Raw genomic sequence first — 20,533 nt, 5'->3', positions numbered from 1 at the left:
CAGGCTATTCCCCGTCCGTCGTATCTATCTGTCGCTGCTTCTCTGAGAGGTAGTTCTTTAAGAATCCTTCTATCACTCTCGGATTTTGCCCATCCTGAATCGCGAGCACCGCATCCATGATCAGGTTACGATTAAGCATCTCCTCAGCCATGCGCAGTCCCAGCTTACCCGCAATTGGTATCGCAACCATGTTCGCTATCATCGCACCATAGAGGGTAGTTAACAGTGCAACCGCCATCGCTGGACCAATTGACTTAGGGTCATCCATATTCGACAACATACCCACTAGCCCAACCAAGGTGCCGATCATTCCCATGGCAGGGGCGACATCACCGATGGCCGTAAAAATACTAATCCCCATCTTATGACGCTCTTCTGTGAGTGCAATATCCTTCTCCAGCGCGTCTCGTACTACATCGCCGTCGTGTCCATCGACTAACATGTCGACCGCTTTTTGCATGAAGGTATTAGTGATCTCGGCTTCTTCTAAGGCTAGGAAGCCTCCTTTTCGAGCAGCATCGGCCATGGTCACTGATTGCTCGATGAGTTCATCAGGCTTATCAATCTTAAAGATAAATGCCTTAACGCCAATTTTCACTGAGCCCAAAAACTGTTTAAGGTTATATTTCATCATTACAACAAAAAACGTACCGCATATTACAATCAACACAGAAGCGGTATCGATAAAAATACCAACACCACCACTCGTGGCCATCGCCCCTATGATAAATCCAAATGCACCGATAAGTCCGATCAGGGTCGCTAAATCCACAACTGCTCCTCAAATGAAGCTGATTCCAGAGACAAAGCTCAGATCAGCATGAAATTGGTAATAAATGCTCAATATGCGCCAATTTACATCGGCACGATCACAGGTTGAAAATGATGCAATTAGAGTCTAATTGTAACGATTATCAATTGAGCCGTTACGGCAAAATAAAAATACCTTACCTTCCATTATCGGACAGCTTACACGCAAGTTTAGCTTCAAATTCAATTTTTTATAAAAAAACCTCCTGAAACCGCACTATTGCACAAAATTACGGCAGCAAGATTTGACCCTTGCAGCTGCCTGCGATACCTTGTCTCACGCTAATTTCTAGGAGTCCTTGTCGTGGCTAAAAAACCTGAAAATCTCACATTTGAAGAATCCCTTACCGAGCTGGAATCCATAGTTTCCGATCTTGAACAGGGAGATGTGTCACTCGACGATGCCCTAAAACAGTTTGAGCGAGGCATAAAGCTGGTTCGTAACAGTCAAGGGAAGTTGGAACAAGCCCAGCAAAAAGTATCTATATTGATGCAAGAGGATGAAAATGCCTCCCTAACTCCCTTTGCCTCAGAGGGAGAATAAGTGTTAATCGATACGATCACTCGATACCAGCAACGTGTCGATAGCCAGCTAGAAAAGATCATTGATGCTCAGACAATCACAGATCCTAAACTCCTTGCCGCGATTAAGCACGGTGCCTTGCTTGGTGGTAAACGCATACGACCATTCTTGGTTTACGCTATCGGCGATATGCTTAACATCCCACTGAAAAAGCTTGATTCATGTGCCGCAGCAATTGAATGTGTCCATGCATATTCTCTTATCCATGACGATCTTCCGGCCATGGATGATGATGCCCTTCGCCGCGGACAGCCTACGGTTCATGTCGCCTTCGATGAGGCCACGGCGATTTTAGCCGGAGATGCACTGCAAGCCCTAGGGTTTGAGATCATATGTGAGCCCATAGACGGAATAGAGCCTAGTCAAAATTTAGCCATGGTACGTGCCTTGGCCAAGGCTTCAGGCTATTCGGGCATGTGTGGCGGCCAAGCTATGGATTTGAACGCCACGGATAAACAAATAGACTTAGCCACCCTTACCAAACTGCACAAATTAAAAACCGGCGCCCTGATACGTTGCGCCGTCGAACTGCCTATGATTGCGGCGCAAGTTTCCCCTGAAGAACAGACACTTTTGCTGGAATTTGCCGATACCATAGGCTTAGCATTTCAGGTCCAAGACGATGTATTGGATATAATCTCCAGTACTGAGGAACTTGGGAAACCACAAGGTTCTGATTGCGAATCAAACAAAAGCACCTACCCTAGACTACTTGGATTAGCCGGCGCACAGGCCACAGCCAAGAGTTTGATTGAGGATGCTCTATCAGCGCTGACAAAATTGCCATACAATAGTCAGCTAATTGCCGAATTCGCCCGTTACATTATAGAGCGAAGAGTTTAATAAAAGAGACAATGTATCTCGATGAGTTTGGATATTTCCCAATACCCTGTGCTTGCACAGGCTAATACCCCAGATGAGCTAAGACAGCTCCCTCAAACCTTGTTGCCACAATTGGCTGACGAGTTAAGAAGCTTTCTGCTTAAATCTGTGGGTAGATCTAGTGGTCACTTCGCTTCCGGACTTGGTACTGTTGAGCTCACTGTGGCCCTTCATTACGTCTATAATACACCCTTCGATCGTCTGATCTGGGATGTAGGCCACCAGGCTTACCCTCACAAAATCTTGACCGGACGCCGTGACAAAATGCATACCATACGTCAAAAAGGAGGGATTCATCCTTTCCCATGGCGTGAAGAGAGTGAGTACGATACCTTCAGTGTCGGTCACTCGGGTACATCTATCAGTGCAGCACTGGCTATGGCCATTGCCGCAGAAAAAGAGCAAGCCGGACGAAAAGTGGTTTCTGTCATAGGTGATGGTGCCATGACAGGGGGAATGGTATTTGAAGCCATGAACCACGCCGGTGACCTTCACAATGACATGCTAGTTGTGCTTAACGATAACGAGATGTCAATCTCTGAGAATGTAGGCGCACTCAATAATCATTTGGCCCAACTGATGTCTGGCCGACTGTACACCACGATTAGAGAAGGCAGTAAGAAGGTTCTCAAGGGCATGCCTGTCATCAAAGAGATGGCAAAACGCACCGAAGAGCACCTCAAGGGCATGGTTGTTCCCGGCACCATGTTTGAAGAACTCGGCTTCAACTATATCGGCCCTATCGATGGCCACGATGTAGATGCCCTGGTCGAGACCATGCGCAATATGCGTAATCTATCCGGACCACAAATATTGCATATCATGACCAAGAAAGGTCGTGGTTATGAACCTGCAGAAAAAGATCCAATCGGCTGGCACGCCGTGCCTAAGTTCGATCCATCGACGTTCGAGAAGCCTACATCTAAACCCGCTAATCCAACCTTTTCACAGGTATTTGGTAAGTGGCTTTGTGATATATCGGAAAAAGATGACAAGGTACTCGGCATCACACCCGCTATGCGTGAAGGTTCAGGTATGGTGGAATTTTCTCAGCGATTCCCTAAGCAGTATTTCGATGCGGCTATCGCCGAACAACACGCTGTTACTCTCGCAGCAGGCTTTGCCTGTGAGGGACTCAAGCCTGTTGTCGCTATCTACTCGACGTTCCTCCAACGAGGTTACGATCAACTGATACACGATGTTGCATTGCAGAAACTCCCAGTGCTGTTTGCTATAGACCGTGGTGGCATAGTGGGTGCCGATGGCCCTACCCATCAGGGCGCCTTCGATTTGAGCTTTATGCGCGCCATACCAAACATGGTAATAATGGCACCATCCGATGAGAATGAGTGTCGTCAGATGCTCTACACTGGTTACTGCTACAAAGACGGTCCTACCGCAGTGCGTTACCCTAGAGGAAGCGCCACGGGTGAGCCACAAGTGGAAGAGATGACGGCCCTGCCAATCGGTAAAGGGTTAATCAAACGAGAAGGCGCTAAAATAGCCATACTCAACTTCGGTACACTCTTAGATTGTTGCTTGGTAGCCGCCGAATCTCTCGATGCCACAGTCGCCGATATGCGCTTCGTTAAACCTCTAGATATTGAGCTGGTCAAACGGCTTAGCGAAAGCCATGATCTATTGGTAACAGTAGAAGAAAACGCTATCATGGGCGGCGCTGGATCTGGAGTTTTAGAAGAACTACAACGATTGAAACGCCCTATGCCTGTGTTGCAAATAGGCTTACCGGATGAGTTTATTAAGCATGGCGAACAGAAAGAGATCTTAACCGAACTTAAGCTGGACAGTGCGGGAATTCTTGAGCAGATACAAGAATATCTTAAATAAGCTTGATTGATATCTTGAAATCAAAAAAGACTGCAATTGCAGTCTTTTTTGTATATGGATGTACTTATCCCCGGAGGCCATGGAAGGCCTAAGAGGGGATTTTATTTCTAGAGACTAGGAACTAGGGTCTAGTTCCTAGAAACTTCCAACCTTAAGCCTTGGTATCTACAGAACCAGCGCCTTGAGACACCATCACCATAGCAGGACGCAATAGACGGTCATTCAAGATGTAACCTTTCTGCATGACCATCATTACCGTATTCGCCGGAAAATCAGGGCTAGGCTGCATGCCGATAGCCTGGTGATGCTCTGGGTTGAATGTTTCACCCTGTGGATTGACGATCTTAAGACCAAACTTATCCACGGTAGAGATAAAACTCTTAAGTGTCAGCTCAACGCCTTCATAGATAACCTTAGTCTCTTCGGCTTCTGCATCAGTTCCATCAAGCGCACGCTCCATGTTATCGATCACAGGCAGTAGCTCATTGGCGAACTTCTCCAGAGCGAACTTACGTGCCTTCTCAACATCTTGAGCTGCACGGCGACGAATATTAGCTTCAGAAGCCGCGGCGCGAGTCACTGAGTCTAGCTGCTCTTTGATTTTAGCTTGAGACTCGGCGAGTGCCTGCTCTAACTCTTCAATGCGAAAATTGGCTTGGGTCAGCTCATCCACCAAACTGGCTTCATCAGTGCTTGTCACAGCTTCATCGGCAGTAAGGATTTCACCCTCTACTACAGTATCGACTTGTTCTTGTTCTGCTTTACTCGATTCGTTGCTCATTGTTACTCCAGCTAAAATGCTTTGTTTCTGCATGCTCTGGGCATATACTCAATTAACTTGAAAATGCTCGATTCCGCATACACAAGTTGTTTGAACATATTATGGGGATCAAATTACCGGATTCAAGGCCTAGCAGATAATTATGCCTAAAACATTTCAAACTATTGGCCTGATTGGCAAGCCTAATCATCACGGCACCAACCTAACCCTAAAACGCTTACACCATTGGCTGTCTATGCAAGGCTTTGATATTTTGGTGGAAGAAAGAGTAGCGGCAGAGATAGGCCCACATTGTGAATCAGTCGATCTACTGGAACTTGGTGAGCGATGCGATTTAGCCATAGTCGTTGGCGGCGATGGCAATATGTTAGGTGCCGCTCGCGTACTCGCCCGTTTCAATATTGGCGTTATCGGCGTCAACCGAGGTAACCTGGGATTTCTCACTGACCTTGCTCCCGATTCTTTCGAGAACGCCTTAAGCGAAGTGCTCGATGGCAGCTTCGAAACTGAGTTTCGTTTCTTGCTAGAAGCCGAGGTTCATCGCCATGGCCATATGAAGTCCAGTAATACTGCCGTTAACGAAGCGGTATTACATCCGGGTAAAGTGGCTCATATGATAGAGTTTGAGGTCTATATCGATGATGTCTTCATGTACAGTCAACGTGCCGATGGCATGATAGTGTCGACACCGACCGGATCCACAGCCTATTCACTTTCCGCTGGCGGCGCCATACTGACGCCCAACCTAGAAGCCTTAATATTAGTGCCCATGTTTCCCCATACGCTTTCTTGCCGCCCCATAGTGGTCGATGCTTGTAGCAAGATAAAGTTGGTTGTTTCACCGGACAATGGTGATAATTTAGAGGTGAGCTGTGATGGACATGTAACCTTACCAGTCCTTCCCGGTGATGAGATATTAATAAAACGCAGTCATGAGCGACTCAGGCTGATACACCCCAAGGGTCACAACTACTTCCATGTACTGAGAAGTAAATTGGGCTGGGGAAGTAAGCTGTTTTAATTATTCCAGCAAATAAATAGGCATACACGGATAACAAGGCTACTGCAGTGATAGTGAGATCTTATGATTAAATCATCATGCTCTAGACAAATTTAGCTACTGCCTATTTAGCTGCTGCCTATTTATATACTGCGAGGGCTGGGAATCACCAGCCCAACTTAAACTCTGCATTACCGTTCAGTTATTGATGTGCAAACACCCGATAACTATGCCTGTCTAAATTCATTTATCCATTTATCCAGCATAGATATTAGCCACCGGAAGATATCTGCCCTTGTTTATTTTCTTCATCCAATATGAGCATAGCAGTCGTTATAGCCTTCACGGCTCTGGAGTTAAACTCCCGAGCATACAAGGTATAAACCACAAATAAACTGGCGACTATAAATAACACAGGATGAAAGAACCAACACAAGACGGCCATGGAAAAATAGTAGGACCTTAGGCCATAATTATAGGTATGTGCGGCCTGATCTTGCACTATTGCCATCTGTTTAGCATAACTGCGCAGGTTTTTATTTTTACCTTGCAGATCTATGGGGGCCGCGCCCACCATCACATTGAGAAAACCATATTGTCGCATGGACCAGGTAAACTGAAAGAAGGCCATCACGAAGATGAAGGTCAATAAAACCAGTTTAATTTGAATTAACATGTGCACTGGATTGGCAGCATAAGGAATGGTTGCTATCACAGCCTCTAAACGCTCGACCTGGGCAAAAAGGGTCAATACACCGGCGAGTACCAGCATAGTGGTGCTGGCGAAAAAGGTGATGTTACGTTCGAGATTAGCCAGTAGTGCCACTTCACCGACGCGGATCTCACGAGAGATCAGCTCGTTCATCCAGTAGATCCTGTGTTGATGCAGACAGCGGGCAATGCAGTTCGTGCTCTTTGCCCTGACTTTGGCGAACCAGGTATAACCTATCCAGCAGGTGGAGAAGCAGACAAAAGCGAAGATATCGAGAAGATAGGCAGACATAGTAACCTTGTTCGTATATTAACCACCTAGCCTAGTGTTCGGCTAAATGACTGATTGGTTAATTACTTATTATGCATCAGAAAAGTACAATCTTCTAAACTTGTCGTACAAGAGTAATAAAAGTATCGTTTCGGTTTCGTTTTATCTCCTACAATTGCCCGCAAATAACAGATATGATACATAACAGCCACATATAGAAACAAAATAATAAAGGATTATTTATGTCGTTAGTCACGGGGAAAGCATTCCCACTTCTCTTAAGTCTAGGTCTTATCACTCTCGGCGCCTGCTCCGGTGGTGGTAGTATTGGTGCTAGCTCGAACACATCGGGTACCACTGGCGATACAGGTACAGGTACAGGTACAAATTCTAGCACTTGGGTGGCGGGAGACTTCGCCCCCTACGCCGATTTCGCTCAGCAATGCGTCGCCAATCAATCTGGATCTGAATTAACCGAGAAATTATGGCTACGTTCATGGAGCGACGATACCTACCTCTGGTATAACGAGATCTTAGATCAAGACCCGGCCCCTTTCACCGTAGCGGCATATTTTGCTCAGTTAAAGACCACACAGCTTTCGCCCACAGGCAATGACAAGGATAAGTTCCACTTCTCCATGCCTACATCTGAGTGGGAACAGCTAAACCAATCTGGTGCGGCCCTGGGATACGGAGCCAGTTTTCATATACAAGCTCAGGCGGCTAACGTCGACCGTAAGATCACTGTCGCCTATACAGAACCTAATTCACCAGCGACTGCAGCTAACCTGGCTAGGGGCGCCGTGGTATTAGAGATAGATGGCGTGAATGTCAAAGATGCTAGCGACGAAGCCAGTATCAAGGTGCTCAATGACGGTTTATTTCCTACGACTTCTGGTAAACAAACACGCTTCACCCTGCTGGATTTAGGCGCCAGTCAAAGCCGGGAAGTAACCCTGACCGCACAGACTCTAGTCTCGACACCGGTACAGAAGGTCAAAACAATACCGACAGCGACAGGTAAGGTTGGCTATCTGCAGTTTAATTCTCACATTGCCACCGCCGAGCGGGGACTTTTCGATGCGGTCAAGAACCTAGAGGAGCAAGGCATAAATGATCTGGTGCTCGACCTCAGATATAACGGCGGCGGCTTATTGGCTATGGCCAGTCAACTGGGATATATGATTGCCGGCCAACAAGCCACCAGCAACAAGATATTTGAAACCAGCACCTTCAATGATAAATATCCCAATACCGATCCGGTTACAGGACAGCCACTGACGCCACTGCCGTTTATCGATGAGACTATAGGTTTCAACACCTCTCTTCTCGGTGCCGGACAGGCTCTGCCCAGCCTAAATTTATCTCGCCTGTTTGTGCTCACCACAGCAAACACCTGCTCCGCCAGTGAGGCGCTAATGAATAGCCTCAAGGGCATAGATATAGAGGTGATACAGATAGGCTCCACCACCTGTGGCAAACCCTATGGTTTCTACCCCACTCCTAACTGTGGCACTACTTATTTCACCGTGCAGTTCAGGGGTGAAAATAACAAGGGATTCGGCGATTACTCAGACGGTTTCATGCCCAGCACTAGCCCAACTCTGGACAGCGAAATAACTGGCTGTAGCCTGAGTGATGATTTTGGCCACGCCCTTGGGGATACCGATGAACGCCTGCTCAGTGCGGCGCTCTATTATCGCGATAATGATATGTGTCCAGTCGTGGCGTCTGGAATGGCTAAAGTCAGAGCCGCTATCCCCTTCCTCGACACAGGCTTTATCATCCAGGACACCAGGAATCAAAATGTGTTATTCAATAACCGTATCCTGACTCGATAAATAAAGACTAGGACGCTGAAATAGCAATTTTATCATCAGCGTCCTCAAGCTATTTATGCAACCAAATGGATGAAGAGCAAGAGAGGAAAAGATGAAACTTAGATACCTAACTGCCGCTATTATTCTTGCCACAGGATGCTCCCTGCAAGCCGAGGATGAGATGGCTCTAGAGGCAAAGCCGGCTGTGATCACAGCTCCCTCACGGATAAGTAACCAGGAACTGCAACTCGCTATCGGCAAACTGCTTAACTCACCACGAGTGCGCATAGCCACAGACGCCTTCACCCGCAGCAGTCGATTATCGATTCAGAGGGCACCGCATATGGATCCAAAAGGTAACATGATCATGGGGCGAAGCCTCGAGATGCCAGTCATGATCCAGCTAATGATCTCGGCTAATACCTGTTATGTTCGCGATGAGAAAAGCGGCCTTAGCCTGCCACTGCCAGAGACTCAATGTCAGGCGGAATAGTACCGACAAATTTGTTAGTTCAGGTTAAAAAACGCGGCTCTAGGCCGCGTTTTCTATCTCTGGCTAAGCCTAAAAATCATAAGGTCTGTAAGGCTACAGACTTAGTTTGGGGCATATAACATAGCCCATCGTCGGCGCAGCCCTGAAAACGCACCTTGGCTTTGCCTGTGCCTTCGAAGGGAACCCGCACTGTCAGAGGTTTTCGAAACACCCCCACCTGACCAAAATAGGGGTCTTGCTTCTGCTGCGCCGTGACAGAGAATATAGGCTCACCTAAGGTCAATTCCGGCGACGCCGACTTGAACGTCAGCCGCTTCTGGTAGAGATAATACCCGGGAGCGGTATCGAAGCTTATGATCAACTCATTTCCGGCCACACTTTGGCTGTAAGGGAAAGCCTGCTGCACAGATAGAAACTCTTTTTGAGTTTGCGCCTGGGCGAACACGCTAACCATAAGGCAAGATATGATAAATAACAGTCTCATGATTGGATAAACTCCGCGTCTTGATGAAGGGTTAACTTGTCGTCGATAAAGGCAAAACCTATCGAGTCTGGTACATCTAGAGTCGGCTTTATGGTTAGTGCCGTACTGTATATTCCCGCCTCTAAAGCTGTGTCCGCGACCACAGTAGATGACAGCACCTGAGGATGCACCCCGCCCTTGGCTAATATATGTGACGTCTGGCCATCACTAAACTGGTAATGACGTTGATAATGAGCCGAGGTGGTGAGTGCCTGATTATTCAGGGGCAAGGAGAACAAAGGTTTTTGGCTGTCTTTAGGGTTGAGTACGGCCACAACAAACGGACTGCCATCAAGCTTTTGACCAAAGGTGCGAATGTCACCACCAAAATTAATCAAGGCCCCGGTGACGCCAGCGGCTTTCACTAAATCCACCGCCTGATCTATGCTGTATTCCTTGATAACCCCGCCTAAATCAAACCGAGTCAGGCAATGAGAAAAACACAGGTTCATTCCCTCAAGCGACCAGGCATTGAGCCCCATATAGGGCTCAATGCTAAGATATAACGCCTCCCGGCTCAGATCTGGCTGATTGGCCTCAAGGTATTTAAGGCTACCGATAGTGATATCGAAGATACCTTGGGTAGCCATGCTGTACTCACGTACCTGCCTTAGAATCGTCCATGTCTCATGGTCGAGTTCCACCTTGCTACTGCGACGAGTATTAACCTGCCGACTTAGCCAGGAGTCCTTGTCATGGAAGTTATATTTAGCTTCCAGTCGCCGGGTATTGTCCTCGATAGCCACAGCCAGAGGCTTAGCATCATCGGCGAACAAGATGATTTCACAGGGAACCGTCATGGCGGTGAAACGATGAACATAAGCAGGTTTAGAACTCATAGGTCGCCCCAACTACCCACCATTGACTCTCATAGCCATTATTCCTGTCATAGTAGGCTGCCAAAGCATTGAGACGCAGTCGTTTAGTCGCCTGTACACTGACTCCAAGCTCATAGGCATTGGCATCGAAATCCCCCAGACGCAGATCCGATGTGGCGTAACCCGTAGCCGCAAATGAAGGGTCAACGGAATCAGGATCGACGAAGAAGTCTGCCGCGGTCTGAGTGTACCAAAAATAGCCAGGGGTCAATGTCAGCCAATCAAGCAATTCGATACTCAGTTTACCGCCAATTTGATGGGAGGTGACGCCCCAATCATCGGTAAAATACTTGTAACGGGGGCGAATAACCACAGATGAGCCCAAGCTATAGAAGGCCTGAATATTGATCCCGCCGGATAGTCGTTTATCGGGCCGGGTATCTTGGCCCAGAAAGACCTCATCGTCTGCTATCGCGCCATTATTATCTATGTCTATCTCACGCAACACGGTCAAATAATGATTGCTCAAATACCCGGACTTATATCCGGAAAAAAGCGTAAATGTGGCATAAAAGTTTGCGGTAAAAATCTGAGAGAAGCCAAGTTCAATATCGCTGTTAAAGATATCTTGCCACTCTTGGGTGTTACCGAAGTCCTTATATTCCTCAAATGCTAAGGTCTTATCGAACAGTAAGGAGCCTCCTATGGTATAGGAGCGGTTCTTGCGACTGTCGGCATAGATGAGCACCTGACCATTGATGCCCATGCTTTCATAATCTTCCTCTTGGGAGTAATTAACTCCCAGGCTCCACTCATCACGCTTCTTGTCTCTGTAAGTCAAATTAGCGCTGCTAGAGTAGCGAATATCTTCGAGCTCATAGGCCTGCACCGCATAGGCATCCCGATAAGGGTCATAACCAGCACGGATCACCTCTGTGGTTTGATCTTGTGCCAACTGAGTTTTCTTGGCTCGATTGACTAGGTCCTGATTGCCCGATACTGGAGTTGTCGGCCCCCAGGCAGGAGATGCTCCTGAAACCGTGTCATAACCCAACTCGGCGGTCAGGGTCCAATCCAGACCGAAATTTTTCTCCATGGATAGGAGATTGTCGCCAGCCTTAATCTTATCGCCGTACTCCTCGAAGTTCATGTGATGAATCGAAATATGATCCGCCGCCTCTACCTGAGCAGGGAGGGATAATGCGCCTAAGCCAGAGGCTGCTACGCCGCTTAGGATTGTCAGTGCTAATTTTTTACTCATTGGTATTCTTATCTAAATTTAAGTCATTGATACTAGTTACAACCACAGCCGCCGCCACCGACGCCACTGCCACCCACAGAACCTTGCTTGTAGGAGAAAACCTTCTCCGAGAAGCGGTCAAACTCAGGCACCACACCGCCAGGCTTCATCGCCTTCTGCGCCAATGTGCCTTTCTCCCAGGGCTTTACCGGATCGATCCCCAGCCACTCATCGATAAATGACAACATGGACTCATCATCTTCCGCTTTGGCCACCTCAATCTCTGATACCTTCTCAGAGGAGAGAGTAGAAGAAAGAGTCGGAGACACTGACTGTGAAACAGTTGGCGAAATAGGCGGTGAAACAGTTGGCGAAACAGTCGCTGCTATATCAGGGCCGAACCAGATATCCTTCACTACTACTTCAGGGGCTGACAAGACTAGGCTTGGCCTCTTAGGAGTGACTAGCTCGACATTGCGTCGCAGGCCGGTGACAACGCCCTGGCTGGAATACACGGAAGAGGACACACTGCTGGACTCATGATAACGACCATTGGCGCTGACCCTCTCTGGTATCGAGCCTGGTATAGAGGCTTGCAGAGTCCCTGAGTCAATAGTGTGATTCAGTTTCTTAGTGTTAATCTCAGACGAATTGTCGCCCCCATCCAAGCCAGTCAAATCGATCTCAAATGTTGCCGACGCACCGAATGACACGCTCAAGAGAGCGGATATTAGGCTTAAGTTATATTTCATTTTTGTGTTCATTTTTCTCGTATATGTGCTCTTCATTACTTGCTTCATTCGGCTAAATCCAAAGACCTGATATCCTCGATGATCACTTGTCTGATGTTATTCATATTGCTCGTATCTCGACTTTTTATTCGAGCCTTCATTCGGCTAAATCCAAAGACCTGATATCCTCGATGATCACTTGTCTGATGTTATTCATATTGTTCGTATCTCGACTTTTTATTCGAGCCTTCATTCGGCTAAGTCCAAAGACCTGATATCCTCGATGATCACTTGTCTGATGTTATTCATATTGCTCGTATCTCGACTTTTTATTCGAGCCTTCATTCGGCTAAATCCAAAGACCTGATATCGTCAATGATCACTTGGCGAATGTTATTGATAGCCCCAAATCTCACCTTGAGAACCTTGCCTTGGTAGACGTAATATAGGGCGGGCATACCTGTAGGCTGAAAGTCTGTGACCAGCACTTGCTGCGGATCGGCTACCACTCGAAAAGTCAGGCCTAACTCCCGCTGGAATGCCAGTCCCACCTCGACTTCTTCATCGACATCGACGCCGACTATGCTTACTCCTCGCCCGGCTAACTGACGAGATAAGGTCTCAACCTCCGGCAGTTCTTCACGGCATGACACACACCACTGGGCAAAAAAATCAATTATGGTCAGTTCATTAGGATTGAGACCTAACTCCTGCTGAGCCTTAGATGAAAGCAGCTCTCCCTGCTGATAGCCGAACGCCGATGGTGAAAGCGTTGTAAACACTAAAGAAACGATCACGGCCCATTTTTTAAACATAAACACCTCTGATAAAACGAATTATTTTTATTCAAGCATCCACAGATGTGAATGCCATTCTAGCTTCTAGCTTCTAGGCTCCCAGCTCCTCCCGTAATACTAAACTTGCCTTAGTATCTGTCTGCAGCGCCTCACGAAAGAAGGCTTCAAGCTCCTGGGTATTTTGTGCGTCATACACCTTGCCTTTATCACCTGCGCACTCCCTGAATTGCTGCAGACGGCGATCGCTGACCCCAAAGCCGATAAAGCTCATCTCTATATGATGTTTATCCTGGATGACTCGGCACAGACCTTGTTCAATCAGATCATCCAGATGAAAGCCCTGATCAGCGCCATCGGTAAACAACACCAGACGCTGTATCAGTGCTGGCGACTCAACAGGGGGGATCTGCCACTCCTCTTGCCACTGAGGCAACAAGGTGCGCACGCCCCAGATTAAGCCTTGATAGGAGGAAGTTGTGCCACTGGTGACTAGGGCATCAACCCTCTGTTTCACTAGGTTGAGATCTTGGGTCAGGGGCAAGATAGTCGCATCCATGCTGCAGGCATCTAGCCATTGGCTGGCAAATACTGATTTGATGTTCAGGTTAGCGGCAGGCTCTGCGAGATCGTCCACAGTTCTGGCATAATCCACCGAGTGTTGACCATAACTCAGGCCATCGACGCAGGTGACCTTGGCCGCAGATTTTGGCATCCAGGGAGCATTGAGCACACCGACGCCAGTCTCGAAGGGCACCAGAGAGAATCTCACCCCACCGACTTCATTAGGATCTTGCTGCCTAATCTCTTCGAGAGCACCATTGATAATAAGTTTCAACTGAGGTAACTGAGCCGACATGGAACTAGATATATCCAATACCAGTGCGAGATCCATGGGTAAGGGCGTCGAGTTGATCACCAAGTGTGAAGTCGCACCAGTATCTGAGGAGAGGGATACATGTGTACGCGCCGATTCAGGAAGCAGCGCCATCATGGTCGGATTGAAGCGATAAGTCGCCTCGATACTGCAGCGATTTTTACCGTCGATGGATACCAGCGCCTCGCCGTCATGAACCACAAAGCCGGGACGATAATAATCTAAGATCCCCACAAGCAGGTCTTGATCGGCCCGCTGTGAATAACCGCAGGCGAGAGATGCCGCATCCGATGCCTGACCTGCCCGAGTCACAGTCAAGAGATACATGGCCAATAAGATACTGACGGCGATCATAGTCAAGATGAAAGGTAAACAGATCACAAACATCAGGGAGATATCCCCACGTTGGCGATACTGGTTTAATGATTTATTCATAGTGCCTCCCGATCAGCAAAGAAGAGCTCTTATAATAATCACGGGTGAAATCGTCAAAATTCACGATTCCCAGCACGCCATTGACAGATTTAACGTCTGTAAGACACACGGTCACCTGAAACAGCTCTGCGCGCTTGCCTAAATTGAATCCCTCCACACCGCCCTTAGGCGATAAGTCGGCCAGACCCGTTAACCTGGTATGACCCTGACATTCGCTGCCAGACTGAAAGCCATACCAGTGTTCGCTATTTTTCTCTCCCAGAAACTTAAGCTGCTCCAGCTCGATACCGACTTGGGAATCACCATCACTGCTGATGCCGTCTAAGTGGCGCTTAGCTAGTATCAGTAGATCATCGGCTAACTTCTGGGTGATCGCCTGCTTATCTGTCACCCATGGCTGCTTCAAGGGCTCGACACTGACCACAGTCACCAGTGAATAGGACAAGCGGTCCAACTTGGCCTTAGTCAGCAGAGCATGATTAACGCTAAACACAAATAGGACCAGAGCCGCCATCACTAAGACGATCACTGGCAAGGTGATAACACTGATCCCCTGCTGATATTTACCCATGAAATTAACGCCTCTCATGGGCCACCAACACGGTTCGCTCAAACTTATTGATGCCGCTGGCATCACCCATACCTTCAATAAATAACATCTGATAGTCATAAGTAAGCCGATATTCACCGTACATCTGCCCCCTATAATCTGAATCGTATTGGTTCAGGACTAAGGCCTCAAGATCCTCATAATAACGACCCTCAAGTTGCATTTTGCCATTGTTAAATAGTGGCCAATCCTGCTCGTCGATCTCTTGTCTCAACAACTGCAGAATATCTTGCTTAGCATTCATCCTGACCACCTGTCTGGCCGCCGTAGACAGGGCCGCATCGAGCAGATTTGCCGTCAACATGAAACGGCATAGCTCGACCACCAAGAGTAATAGGATGAAGAAAGGCAGCATGGTCAGGGTGAATTCCAAAGTTTGGCTCCCCTCTTGCTTCGACTTCACTGTCCCTTTCCTTGCCATTGACCATAGAAATCCAGATTACGCTCTAGCTCCGCCTTAGTCAGATCCTGTCTGGCTATGGCCTTGGCCGCCTCTAAATCGCCTTTCATCGCGAAGGCCAAGGCCAAATTTTGACGCACCTTGGCCGTGCTTTTACCCCGCAAATATGTAGGATAGATAACATCTATGCCCAGCTGTGGCTTGTCATCGAGTATCCAGGCCAGGGCTAAGTTATTGCGATATTCCAGACTGCTGGGGTCGATATTAAGCGCCGCCTGAAACGCGCCTCTAGCCTCTTGGTAATCCTGATGCAGGGCATAACACACACCCAAGCTGTTATGGGTCACAGCGTCACCGGGTAACAAAGAGCTTGCCAGCTCCAGGGAAATCAAAGCCTGGGGCGTATCACCTGAGGCAAGCTGAGCCCGGCCAATCTCTCGCTGGATCTCTCCCCGGCTAGCATAGCCAGCCTCGCGGTTGATTCGACTCGCCTTGTTAAGTTGATGCAATGCCACCTCATACTCACCGCTCAGGTTATAGGCACTTCCCAGCAGATAGAGCAGCTCTACATCTTGAGGAGCTTGCCCTAACAATGCTTGATAGATCTCTATGGCACTCCCGGGCCGGCCATTCGTCATTGCCACTTCGGCCAGCAGGCGATCATTGACCTTTAGCTGCTCGGCTGAGAGTGAAACTGAGCCAGAGGACCCACAGGCCATAAGCTGGCTTAGCAGGAATAAAAATATTAAACGCTTCATAGTTCACCTATCGAACAGGTATTAAGAGCTTCATTGACCTTGAACGGCTCAGTTGATGAGCCGTAGATAGCATGAGCAGTTAAAATTAAATATTTCATAGTTCACCTATGGATGTCATAAGTTCAATGATTGTCGGCGCCACGATAAGGACGACCACAGGTATCATGACCAATACCACGAGTGGCATGGACATCTTGGCGGGGATCTTGCCGACCTTTTCTTCCAACGCCAGATACTGGTGCTGGCGGCTATCCGAGGCGATAAGGCGCATGCTCTTAGCGATGGGACTGCCGTACTTTTCCGCCTGAGACAGGGCGATAACCATATTTTCAATCTCTATGATGCCAGTACGAAGGGCCAGATTTTTTAATGCCTGGGGACGGGAATCGAGCAGACGCAGTTCGGCTTCGGTGATCAACCACTCACGGGACAGCTCGGGAGAGAAGTTCACCATCTCTTGACCTACCCGGCCAAATACCGCCTCCAGAGTAAGGCCTGACTCGACACACACCACCATAAGATCCAGTGCATCTGGGGTCGCGCCGGCAATACGAGAAGAGACAAGCCGCGCCCTGAATTTGACCCAATGCTCCACTCCGATCCCGCCGATAACGGCAAAAACCACACCTTTTGCCAAGATAATCTTGTCGAGACTGAAGCCTGAATATGCCATCCAGCCAATGAAACAGCTTATCGCCACCAATAACTTGGCCACCACAAAGAGGCTGGCAGCATGGTCAGAATAGAATCCAGCTCTGAGCAACAAGGCCTTGATATCATCGCTGACCCTGATCTTAGATTTGAGCTGGTTATTGTTATTGTTCTGGGGCTTGGAAAACGCTATAGCCCCCCGTTCCACAAGCTGTAAACGCGCAACTACCCCATCCCTCTGCCGTGCCTTAACACTGCAGAGCAAGGCTAAGGTGCCCCCGGCGAGCAATAACATAAACGACACCCATAAGGATAAAGTCATCATGGGCGCACCTTAGTCAGCATATTGATGATGCCAAGTCCCAGGGCTATGCTGGACACCACATACACCAAAACATGGTGCCCAGTTTGCGTGTTTGTAAGCACGGCGAAGGAGGTAGGATTTTTGAAGAACATGATACTAATCAGAATTAAAGGTAAGCTGGCTAAGATCAGCGCCGTCATTCTTGGCTCTGCAGTCAGACTCTTAATTTTCATCTTGATCGCGCCATTATCGTGCAAGGTTCGGCCCAGGCTATGGAGCACTTCCCTCAGTTGACCACCGTTCTCCTGATTTAAGATGAGTGCCACGGTGAAGAAATGAAAACTGGCATAGGGCAAACGATAACAAGCCTGTTCCAAAGTCTGTTTTAGGCTTATGCCTATGGCTAACCTGTCACGGATAAGCTCAAATTCACGACCTAGGAAACCTTGCTGATACTCAGATACCTGGGCTATAGCCTGGGGCACTGAGATGCCGGCCGCCACGGCGCGGGAGATCTGACCCAGCACCTGTGGAAAGGCGTGATCGAACTGCTTCATCTGCATAGAACGCATCAACCAAAAGAAGCCTAAGAAGCCCATAGTCGGCACCAATAACACCAAAGTCAGGCGCACATAAGTAGGCAGGAAACCACTCATGAACCAGCTGGTGATAGCCGACGCCATCAGCCCCATATAAAGTAAGCTTTTCCCCTTGAGCCCGAATAGGTTATCGATACGAGACTCCAGCCTTCTGAGCCAACGCAGCCAAGGACTCACTTCCTGTTCCCAACCAAAGAGTGACTTAGACACAGATTTATCCTGTGTCTTAGCCTTAGTCACACTCAACAGACGCCTTCGAGTCTGACGACGCTGGCCAATGTAATACCAAGAGGAGACAGCACTGACCATCAGGCTCAATCCCAGGAGAAGAATGGCACACAGAGCAAACATCAATTCACTCCCATCACTTGCTTGAGCCTGGAATCTAGCTGGTAGTATCTGGCTTTCTCGATAAATTTAGGCACCTTGTGTGCACACAAGAATTGCCCCAATACATTGCCTTGACTGTCCTGTCCCTGATAATCGAAGCGAAACAGATCATGGGTAAGATATTGATCTCCTTCCAGGCCAACCAGTTCGGTGATATGGGTCACCCGGCGTCGACCATCCCGCATTCTTTCTATCTGCACTATGATATCTATGGTTGAGGCGACCTGACGACGCAGGGCCGCTGGAGGCAGGTTGACTTCCGCCATCAACAACATGTTTTCCAGACGGATCAGCGCATCGGACGGCGAGTTGGCGTGCAAGGTACACATGGAACCATCATGGCCAGTGTTCATCGCCTGCATCATGTCAAATGCTTCGGCGCCACGCACCTCACCGAGGATGATGCGATCCGGACGCATACGCAGGGCGTTCTTCAACAAACGACGCTGATCGACGGCCTCCAGACCTTCGGAACTGGCTGGGCGCGTCTCGATACGTATGACATGGGGCTGTGCCAGTTTTAATTCTGCCGCGTCTTCTATGGTAATGATCCGCTCCTCGGGGGAGAAACCAAACGACATGGCATTGAGCAAGGTAGTCTTACCCGCACCCGTGCCGCCGGAGATCAACACATTCACCCGGCAGCGGGCTATGATATCCAGCAAGGTCACCATATCCGCCGACATAGCCCCAAGTTCGGCTAGCTGACTCAAGCTGCGCTTGTTATGGCTGAATTTACGAATCGAAATACAGGTGCCATCCAGGGCCAGAGGGGGAATGAGCACGTTAACCCGGCTACCATCTGGCAAGCGGGCATCGACCATAGGGTTAGTCTCGTCAATCCTGCGACCGATGCGGCTCACGATACGCCGAGCCAGATTGAGCACATGCTCCTCATCACGAAAGCTTATCTCCGCCGATTTGAGCTTACCTTTATGCTCGATAAACACTTCCTTGTAGCCGTTGACCATAATATCGGTAATATCGGGATCATCGATCAACACCTGCAGGGGTCCTAGGCCTAACATCTCGTCCACCAGGCGCAGCATGATCTGCTTCTGCTCCTGGCCTCCCATGGGCAGTTGATGACGCTGGGCTATATCGCCCACCGCCTCGAAAGTTCGAGTCTCAAGCTCTTCACGGGAGAGTTGCACCACTACCGCAGGTTCGATGGCGAGCATCACCTCACTGTGGATCAATGTAAATCGACTCTGCTGGCGCTCCGAGTCTTTGACCGACTCACTCATAGCTACCGAACCAGTGCGAGGCGACAGGCTCTGATGAGCCGATGTTTTTCGTCCGAACATCAAGCTCTCCTGAACCAAAGTTTCAAGCGGCTAGTAGGAGCAAGCTGTTCACCTGTCACTCTGGCAGCGAGTTGCTTAAACACCCTACCGAGTCGGCCGTTATCATCGGCGACATGGCTTCCCAATGTCGCACTGGATAACATCTTCTCTGGGCTAAAAGGGATCACCAGATCGACACTCTGACCCAGAGCTTGATTAACATCGGCTAAGGAGATCAATGAGGCCTTCTCTGGCTTAGTATGATTGAGGATCAGAATCGTTTGTTGATCATGATCTGTCGCCAGCTGAGTCAATAATTGATTGGTATGACGGATTGAAGCCAAAGTCGGCTCTATGATGACGATGCGAATGTCTGCGCTACAAATAGCCTCGAAACCAACACTGTCACGCAGACAGAAAGACGGTATATCCCAGATCAGATAATCAGTCTGTTGCTGACAAAATTGTGACGTTGCTTCAAAGGCCGCCGAGTCGGGCCAAAACTCTTGGGCCAACTGCTGACTATAGCCAGTAAAAACATGCAGTTTCTCCGCGGCCTTCACTCCGCTACGCTCGAACACTATGGGTTCCAGACGCTCGGGATACTGCAACATCTCGGTGAGCCTATTATTGGCACTGATATTGAGATGTAGATCTAAGTCGCCACTGACAAAATCCAGATCGGCGCAGGCGACCCGCTTGTCGAGTTGCTGTGATAACACCCAGGCAAGATTCGCGGCGATACAGGTGCTACCCGCTCCGCCTTTGGCGCTGGCAACTAAGATACGTTTACCCAGCTCCCCCGATGCGACCCGATATTGTGAATAATCGGTCTGAGAGCCAGTTTCTTGAATTTTGTAAATACTTGAAGTCATCTAGAGTAGGCCTTTAAACTCATGTTGAGAGATAGCATAAATA

At 48.6% G+C, this 20,533-nt stretch carries 22 protein-coding genes; 6 read left to right on the top strand and 16 right to left on the bottom strand.

What is annotated here, in order from left to right; genetic code table 11:
- Nucleotides 1-4: 4 nt before the first annotated feature.
- A complete protein-coding gene (pomA, locus tag SVI_RS05255) occupies nt 5-772 on the bottom strand; it encodes a flagellar motor protein PomA (protein ID WP_013050405.1) in 768 nt (255 codons plus the stop codon).
- A 342-nt stretch (nt 773-1,114) separates the two neighbouring features.
- Here pomA and xseB point away from each other — a divergent pair, with 342 nt between their 5' ends.
- From xseB to dxs, 3 genes are read left to right on the top strand one after another with little or no spacing between them, the layout of a single operon-like run.
- Nucleotides 1,115-1,354, top strand: a complete 240-nt coding sequence (xseB, locus tag SVI_RS05250; RefSeq protein ID WP_013050403.1) for an exodeoxyribonuclease VII small subunit — start codon at nt 1,115-1,117, stop codon at nt 1,352-1,354.
- Complete coding sequence (gene ispA / locus SVI_RS05245; protein ID WP_013050402.1) at nt 1,355-2,236, top strand: (2E,6E)-farnesyl diphosphate synthase; 882 nt, start codon at nt 1,355-1,357, stop codon at nt 2,234-2,236.
- Between the two features lie 21 nt (nt 2,237-2,257).
- A complete protein-coding gene (gene dxs, locus SVI_RS05240; RefSeq protein WP_013050401.1) occupies nt 2,258-4,123 on the top strand; it encodes a 1-deoxy-D-xylulose-5-phosphate synthase in 1,866 nt (621 codons plus the stop codon).
- A gap of 151 nt (nt 4,124-4,274) precedes the next feature.
- Here dxs and grpE read toward each other — a convergent pair whose 3' ends face one another.
- Complete coding sequence (grpE, locus tag SVI_RS05235) at nt 4,275-4,904, bottom strand: nucleotide exchange factor GrpE (protein ID WP_013050400.1); 630 nt, start codon at nt 4,902-4,904, stop codon at nt 4,275-4,277.
- A 142-nt stretch (nt 4,905-5,046) separates the two neighbouring features.
- Between grpE and nadK the strand changes: the two genes are divergently transcribed.
- Nucleotides 5,047-5,925 carry an NAD(+) kinase gene (gene nadK / locus SVI_RS05230; RefSeq protein ID WP_013050399.1) on the top strand — a complete coding sequence of 293 codons (879 nt, stop codon included), beginning with the start codon at nt 5,047-5,049 and terminating at the stop codon, nt 5,923-5,925.
- 250 nt (nt 5,926-6,175) lie between these two features.
- On the opposite strand, the gene SVI_RS05225 is transcribed toward nadK, so the two are convergent.
- Nucleotides 6,176-6,907 (bottom strand): DUF599 domain-containing protein, encoded by a 732-nt coding sequence (locus tag SVI_RS05225; protein WP_013050398.1) that lies wholly within the window; start codon nt 6,905-6,907, stop codon nt 6,176-6,178.
- Between the two features lie 221 nt (nt 6,908-7,128).
- On the opposite strand from SVI_RS05225, the gene SVI_RS05220 reads away from it, so the two are divergent.
- Together SVI_RS05220 and SVI_RS05215 are read left to right on the top strand one after the other, a co-directional pair.
- Nucleotides 7,129-8,727: a S41 family peptidase gene (locus tag SVI_RS05220; RefSeq protein WP_013050397.1), complete on the top strand. Its 1,599-nt coding sequence runs from the start codon at nt 7,129-7,131 to the stop codon at nt 8,725-8,727.
- A gap of 91 nt (nt 8,728-8,818) precedes the next feature.
- Nucleotides 8,819-9,199 (top strand): hypothetical protein, encoded by a 381-nt coding sequence (locus tag SVI_RS05215; RefSeq protein ID WP_013050396.1) that lies wholly within the window; start codon nt 8,819-8,821, stop codon nt 9,197-9,199.
- A gap of 76 nt (nt 9,200-9,275) precedes the next feature.
- Here the strand turns inward: SVI_RS05215 and SVI_RS05210 are convergent, their stop codons facing one another.
- The 13 genes from SVI_RS05210 to SVI_RS05150 all read right to left on the bottom strand — a co-directional run bounded on the left by SVI_RS05210 (nt 9,276) and on the right by SVI_RS05150 (nt 20,490).
- Complete coding sequence (locus tag SVI_RS05210) at nt 9,276-9,683, bottom strand: protein-disulfide reductase DsbD domain-containing protein (RefSeq protein ID WP_013050395.1); 408 nt, start codon at nt 9,681-9,683, stop codon at nt 9,276-9,278.
- A complete protein-coding gene (locus SVI_RS05205) occupies nt 9,680-10,561 on the bottom strand; it encodes an FAD:protein FMN transferase (protein WP_041419714.1) in 882 nt (293 codons plus the stop codon). The genes SVI_RS05210 and SVI_RS05205 overlap by 4 nt, the downstream gene beginning before the upstream one ends.
- Nucleotides 10,551-11,801: a DUF3570 domain-containing protein gene (locus SVI_RS05200; RefSeq protein WP_013050393.1), complete on the bottom strand. Its 1,251-nt coding sequence runs from the start codon at nt 11,799-11,801 to the stop codon at nt 10,551-10,553. Before SVI_RS05200 ends, SVI_RS05205 begins: the two co-directional genes overlap by 11 nt.
- 32 nt (nt 11,802-11,833) lie before the next feature.
- Entirely contained in the window at nt 11,834-12,532 is a 699-nt protein-coding gene (locus SVI_RS20660; RefSeq protein ID WP_197532051.1) for a DUF4266 domain-containing protein, read from the bottom strand.
- Between the two features lie 320 nt (nt 12,533-12,852).
- A complete protein-coding gene (locus tag SVI_RS05190) occupies nt 12,853-13,326 on the bottom strand; it encodes a TlpA family protein disulfide reductase (RefSeq protein ID WP_013050391.1) in 474 nt (157 codons plus the stop codon).
- Between the two features lie 73 nt (nt 13,327-13,399).
- Complete coding sequence (locus tag SVI_RS05185; protein WP_013050390.1) at nt 13,400-14,617, bottom strand: TadE/TadG family type IV pilus assembly protein; 1,218 nt, start codon at nt 14,615-14,617, stop codon at nt 13,400-13,402.
- Nucleotides 14,610-15,188, bottom strand: a complete 579-nt coding sequence (tadF, locus tag SVI_RS05180; RefSeq protein WP_013050389.1) for a tight adherence pilus pseudopilin TadF — start codon at nt 15,186-15,188, stop codon at nt 14,610-14,612. Before tadF ends, SVI_RS05185 begins: the two co-directional genes overlap by 8 nt.
- A gap of 4 nt (nt 15,189-15,192) precedes the next feature.
- Complete coding sequence (locus SVI_RS05175) at nt 15,193-15,630, bottom strand: TadE/TadG family type IV pilus assembly protein (protein ID WP_013050388.1); 438 nt, start codon at nt 15,628-15,630, stop codon at nt 15,193-15,195.
- Nucleotides 15,627-16,385: a tetratricopeptide repeat protein gene (locus SVI_RS05170; RefSeq protein ID WP_013050387.1), complete on the bottom strand. Its 759-nt coding sequence runs from the start codon at nt 16,383-16,385 to the stop codon at nt 15,627-15,629. Before SVI_RS05170 ends, SVI_RS05175 begins: the two co-directional genes overlap by 4 nt.
- Nucleotides 16,386-16,479: 94 nt before the next feature.
- Complete coding sequence (locus SVI_RS05165) at nt 16,480-17,361, bottom strand: type II secretion system F family protein (protein ID WP_013050386.1); 882 nt, start codon at nt 17,359-17,361, stop codon at nt 16,480-16,482.
- Complete coding sequence (locus tag SVI_RS05160; protein ID WP_041419711.1) at nt 17,358-18,290, bottom strand: type II secretion system F family protein; 933 nt, start codon at nt 18,288-18,290, stop codon at nt 17,358-17,360. The genes SVI_RS05165 and SVI_RS05160 overlap by 4 nt, the downstream gene beginning before the upstream one ends.
- A complete protein-coding gene (locus tag SVI_RS05155) occupies nt 18,290-19,636 on the bottom strand; it encodes a CpaF family protein (protein ID WP_041419710.1) in 1,347 nt (448 codons plus the stop codon). Before SVI_RS05155 ends, SVI_RS05160 begins: the two co-directional genes overlap by 1 nt.
- Nucleotides 19,636-20,490 (bottom strand): AAA family ATPase, encoded by an 855-nt coding sequence (locus tag SVI_RS05150; RefSeq protein WP_013050383.1) that lies wholly within the window; start codon nt 20,488-20,490, stop codon nt 19,636-19,638. The genes SVI_RS05155 and SVI_RS05150 overlap by 1 nt, the downstream gene beginning before the upstream one ends.
- Nucleotides 20,491-20,533: the final 43 nt, after the last annotated feature.

Origin of the sequence: Shewanella violacea DSS12 (genome assembly GCF_000091325.1) — a bacterium.
In the GTDB taxonomy this organism is placed as follows: domain Bacteria; phylum Pseudomonadota; class Gammaproteobacteria; order Enterobacterales; family Shewanellaceae; genus Shewanella; species Shewanella violacea.
The sequence above is the reverse complement of the archived record's forward strand: the minus strand, read 5'-3'. Positions and strand labels throughout refer to the sequence as shown.